The following is a 4,448-nucleotide window of genomic DNA, read 5'->3' on the forward strand; positions in this document are numbered from 1 at the left end:
GGCGGGCGGCGGCCTGCCGCTGGTGCTGTACCTGCGCAACGAGAACATCGGCCTCGCCGCCGTGGAGGCGCTGTGCCGCATCCCCGAGGTGATGGGGGTCAAGTGGGCGTCGCCCACGCCGCTGCTGCTGGCACAGGCCATGCGCCGCGTGGAAGACTGCAACCTGGCCTGGGTCTGCGGCCTGGCCGAGGTGTGGGCGCCGCCGTTCTACGCGGTGGGTGCGCGCGGTTTCACGTCGGGGCTGATCAACGTGCTGCCCGAGCGGTCGGTGGCCATCTTCCAGGCGCTGGAAGCCGGCGACCACGCGCGGGCGATGCGCCTGATCGGCGAGATGCTGCCTTTCGAGGAACTGCGTGCGCAGGAGAACAACGGCACCAACGTCACCGTGGTCAAGGCCGCGCTGCAGCTGATGGGCAACTCCTGCGGCGCCACGCGCCCGCCCTCGGCCTGGCCGCTCACCGAGCGGCAGCAGCAGGAGCTGGGCGCCTTGCTGGCAGGCTGGAATCTGCTGCGCTGACCTGGCCTCACCGTTTCTCTCCAGGCTTCTCTCTGCGACCCCAAACCAATAATCAGGATGACAAACATGCCATTTCGCCGCTCTGTGCTGGCGCTCGCCGCGCTCGCTCCCCTCACCGCCGCCCTGTTCAGCACCGGTGTGCTGGCCCAGGCTTTTCCGGCCAAGCCCATCACCATCGTGATCGGCTCCACGCCGGGCAGTGCCACCGACGGCCTGGCCCGCAGCGTGGCCGCGGAAATGGCCAAGGCCACGGGCCAGGCCGTGGTCGTGGACAACCGGGCCGGAGCGTTCGGCAGCATCGCCGCGCAGTACGTCGCACGCGCCCAGCCCGACGGCTACACCGTATTCATGACGACCAACACCACGCAGTCGGCCAATCCCCACCTGCTCAAGAAGATCGCCTACGACCCGATCAAGGATTTCGCGCCCGTCTCGCTGCTGGCGCGCGGCTACCTGGCGCTGGTGGTGAACCCCCAGGTCAGGGCCAGCAACGTGGCCGAGCTGGTGGCGCTGGCCAAGGCCTCGCCCGGCAAGCTCAACTACGGCTCGGGCAGTTCGTCGGCCCAGGTGGCCACCGAGCTGTTCCAGCAGTCGACCGGCACCCAGTTCAATTTCGTGCCCTACAAGGCCAACCCACCGGCCGTGATGGACCTGGTGGGCGGACAGATCGACCTGATGATTGTGGACCTGACCACCAGCCTGCCGCAGGTGAAGGCCGGCAAGCTGCGCGCCCTGGGCGTGAGCAGTGCGCGCCGCTCGCCGCTGGTCCCCGACGTGCCGGCCATCGGCGAGTCGCTGCCGGGCTACGAGTTCGGCTACTGGAATGCGCTGTATGCGCCCGCCGGAACGCCTGCGCCCGTGGTCCACCGGTTGAGCAGCCTGGTGCGCGATGCCCTGGCCACGCCGGCGGTGCGCCAGGTGATCGAGCAGACCGGCCAGGAGGCATCCTTCATGGGCCCGGAAGAACTGGCGAAGTTCCAGATCGGTGAACTGGCACGCTGGGGCAAGATCATCAAGGCGGCGGGGATCCAGCCGGAGTAGAACGGCGACCGCATCGCGGCCCGAGCGCCAGCGCCTTGCGCGCGGCCCGAAGCGTTCTCTGGCGCCGGGGTCAGTCCTGCGGCCGGAACCCGATGGTCAGCGAGGCCGGCACGCGGCCGTCCACGTCGCGCGGCAGGGTCTCGGTCTTGTCCAGGGCGCGCAGCACGGCGTCGTCCCAGGCCTTGTTGCCGCTGGACTGCACCAAGCGCTTGCCGACGATGGTGCCGTCGGGCGCCAGGCGCACCTCGACCTCGGCGCGCGGGTTGCCCGAGATAGCGTCGGGGTAGACGATGTTGGGCTTGACCTTGGCGGCCACGCGGCCGCCGTAGCTGCCCGAGGGGCCCGCGCTGCGTAAGTCATTGCCGGTGGACTTCTCGTTGCCTTCGGAGCCCGCCAGGCCTTGCATGCGGCGCAGGTTGGCCTCGCGCTGGGCGGCCAGCTGCTTGGCTTCGGCCTCGGCGCGCTGTTGCTTCTTGGCGGCTGCTTCCTTGGCTTCCCTTGCATCCTTGGCCTCTTCGGCCTTGCGCTTTTCCTCGGCCAGCTTCTTTTGCTTGTCCTTTTCCTGCTCGGCCTTCTTCTGCTCGGCGAGCTTTTCCTTCTTTTCCTTTTCGAGGCGTTCCTCGCGCTCGTCTTCCTTGCGCTCACGCTCGCGCTTTTCGCGTTCGAGCTTCTCGGCGCGGGCTTTTTTTTCCTGCTCCAGGCGCTTTTTCTCGCGCTCGATGGCGATGTCAGCTTCGCGCGTGTCGGGCTCCACGGCACGCGGCGGCGGTGGGGGGGGCGGCGGCGGCGGCGCGGGTGTGGGAACGGGCCGTGGCTCGGGTGGCGTGGGCGGGGTGGGTGGCGTGGGCGGCGTCACCTCGGGTGGCGCGGCCTGCTGGGGTACGGCAGACCACAGCTCGGCCTGCACGGCGGGCTGGTCGGAGCTGGCCTTCCAGTTCACGCCCCAGGTGAGTGCGCCGATCAGCGCCAGGTGCACCAGCACCGCCAGCGAGATGGCTCGCAGGCGGGCAGGGGGGGCGGGGGGCGCAAACTGGTCGCGGTCGTCTTGGGCGTGCATGGAAGGGGTGGAGCGCTTTGCAGGGTCGTCGGTTCCGTGGAGGGATGAAATGGGCGTCAGTGGCTTGTCTACCGCTGGCAGCGCATACACACAACGTGCCAGGCGCCCAAAGCGTTGTCTGCCTGGCTTGCTAGCCGCCCTGCTTGACGGACAGCCCCACGCGCTGGACGCCCGCCTTCTGCAGGGCGTCCATGGCCTTGACCACGTTGTCGTACATCACGCCCTTGTCGGCCGTGATGATGACCGCCGTCTCCCTGGTCTGGTTCTTCTGCCAGCGCAGCGCGGCCTCGCCGATCTCGCGCTGGCTCATGCTGCGCGTGGCCTCGGGGGTCTTGAGCTGCAGCGAGCCGTCCTTGTTCACGACGATCTGGGCGACCACCTTGGGCAGGTTGCGGGCCTTGCCCACGCTGGGCACGTCGACCATGCCGGGGGTGAGCATGGGCGCGGTCACCATGAAGATGATGAGCAGCACCAGCATCACGTCGATGAACGGGACCATGTTGATCTCGTTGATGGTGCGGCGGCCTCGGCCGCGGGACGCCATGGCGGGCATGCGGGCTCCCTTCCTGTTCTCAGTGGCCGGAGGCCGAGGTGGGCTGTTGCGCGCCCAGGTTGCGCTGCAGGATGTTGGAGAATTCCTCGATGAAGGTCTCCTGGTGCGTGGCCACGCGGTCGATGTCGCGGGCAAAGCGGTTGTAGGCGATCACGGCCGGGATGGCGGCGAACAGGCCGATGGCGGTGGCCACCAGCGCCTCGGCAATGCCCGGGGCCACGGTGGCCAGGGTCACCTGCTCCATGCCGGCAAAGCCGGTGAAGGCGTGCATGATGCCCCACACCGTGCCGAACAGGCCCACGTAGGGCGATACCGAGCCCACGGTGGCCAGGAAGGACAGGCTGGATTCGACCACGTCCATCTCGCGCTGGAAGCTGGCGCGCATGGCGCGGCGTGCGCCGTCCATCAGGGTGCCGGCATCGGTGATGCGGCGCTCGCGCAGTTTCTGGTACTCGCGCATGCCGCTGGCGAAGATGCGTTCCATGGGGCCGGCGTTCTTGGCGTTCTGCGCGGCGCTGGCGAACAGGTCGTTCAGGCTGGTGCCGGACCAGAAATCGCGCTCGAAGTCGTCGTTGAGCGACTTGATGCGCTTGAGCGCGAACAGCTTGCGGAAGATGGCGGCCCAGCTGGCGACCGAGACGGCCAGCAGCAGCGCCATGACGAGTTGCACCACCCAGCTGGCCTGCAGCACCAGGCTGAGGATGGACATGTTTTGGGAATTCATGTGTTTGTTGAGAGTTGTTCCAGAAGGGTGCTCGGTATTCTTGCGGGCCTGAGGGTGGCGGCGTCCACCCAGCCGATGCGGATGGTGCCTTCACTGAGCAGCAACGCGGACGCATTGTCGGTCATTGGCTGCTCTGGTTTCAGGAGCGCTCGCTGCAGTATTGTCAACGATGCGCGGCCTGCCTCCTGCAGCTGGGCGGTAACAATGAGTTCATCGTCGAGCCTGGCTGGCCGCAGGTAGCGGACCTGGCTGTGGGTTACGACAAACATGCCGCCGGTTTGTTCCCTGAGTTGTTGTTGGCCGATGCCGAGGGAGCGGAGCCATTCGGTGCGGGCGCGTTCGAAGAATTTGAGGTAGTTGGCGTAGAAGACTATTCCGCCCGCGTCGGTGTCTTCCCAATAGATCCTGATTGGGAATTCAAAAGCCATTTGCTTGCCTCTTGTGTAGTGGTCGCTGCATGCTTTTGCACAGGACGGGAGCCGGGATGTGCGCCCGGCGGCGCACCCACTTTCTTTTGCGTCGCCAAAAGAAAGTGGGCAAAGAAAAGGCGACCCCC

General features: G+C 67.2%; 6 protein-coding genes. 2 read left to right on the forward strand and 4 right to left on the reverse strand.

The window, feature by feature from the left end; translation table 11 throughout:
* Positions 1-517, forward strand: a 517-nt coding sequence (locus tag PMI14_RS32325) for a dihydrodipicolinate synthase family protein (protein WP_007861813.1), incomplete at its 5' end; no start/stop codon positions are given.
* A 66-nt stretch (positions 518-583) separates the two neighbouring features.
* Positions 584-1,558 (forward strand): tripartite tricarboxylate transporter substrate binding protein, encoded by a 975-nt coding sequence (locus tag PMI14_RS32330; RefSeq protein WP_007861821.1) that lies wholly within the window; start codon positions 584-586, stop codon positions 1,556-1,558.
* A 70-nt stretch (positions 1,559-1,628) separates the two neighbouring features.
* On the opposite strand, the gene tolA is transcribed toward PMI14_RS32330, so the two are convergent.
* The 4 genes from tolA to ybgC form a co-directional block, all read right to left on the reverse strand.
* Positions 1,629-2,615 carry a cell envelope integrity protein TolA gene (gene tolA / locus PMI14_RS32335; protein ID WP_007861823.1) on the reverse strand — a complete coding sequence of 329 codons (987 nt, stop codon included), beginning with the start codon at positions 2,613-2,615 and terminating at the stop codon, positions 1,629-1,631.
* 130 nt (positions 2,616-2,745) lie between these two features.
* Complete coding sequence (locus tag PMI14_RS32340; protein WP_007861825.1) at positions 2,746-3,168, reverse strand: biopolymer transporter ExbD; 423 nt, start codon at positions 3,166-3,168, stop codon at positions 2,746-2,748.
* A gap of 19 nt (positions 3,169-3,187) precedes the next feature.
* Positions 3,188-3,892 (reverse strand): protein TolQ, encoded by a 705-nt coding sequence (tolQ, locus tag PMI14_RS32345; protein WP_007861827.1) that lies wholly within the window; start codon positions 3,890-3,892, stop codon positions 3,188-3,190.
* On the reverse strand, positions 3,889-4,320 hold the full coding sequence (ybgC, locus tag PMI14_RS32350) for a tol-pal system-associated acyl-CoA thioesterase (protein ID WP_007861829.1): 432 nt from the start codon (positions 4,318-4,320) through the stop codon (positions 3,889-3,891). The genes tolQ and ybgC overlap by 4 nt, the downstream gene beginning before the upstream one ends.
* Between the last annotated feature and the right edge of the window lie 128 nt (positions 4,321-4,448).

It is taken from the genome of Acidovorax sp. CF316, from assembly GCF_000276605.1.
In the GTDB taxonomy this organism is placed as follows: Bacteria; Pseudomonadota; Gammaproteobacteria; order Burkholderiales; family Burkholderiaceae_C; genus Acidovorax.

Coding starts and splice junctions, on each gene's coding strand:
- tolA (WP_007861823.1), bottom strand. CDS start 2,615: ATGCACGCCCAAGACGACCGCGACCAGTTTGCGCCCCCCGCCCCCCCT.
- tolQ (WP_007861827.1), bottom strand. CDS start 3,892: ATGAATTCCCAAAACATGTCCATCCTCAGCCTGGTGCTGCAGGCCAGC.
- PMI14_RS32330 (WP_007861821.1), top strand. CDS start 584: ATGCCATTTCGCCGCTCTGTGCTGGCGCTCGCCGCGCTCGCTCCCCTC.
- ybgC (WP_007861829.1), bottom strand. CDS start 4,320: ATGGCTTTTGAATTCCCAATCAGGATCTATTGGGAAGACACCGACGCG.
- PMI14_RS32340 (WP_007861825.1), bottom strand. CDS start 3,168: ATGCCCGCCATGGCGTCCCGCGGCCGAGGCCGCCGCACCATCAACGAG.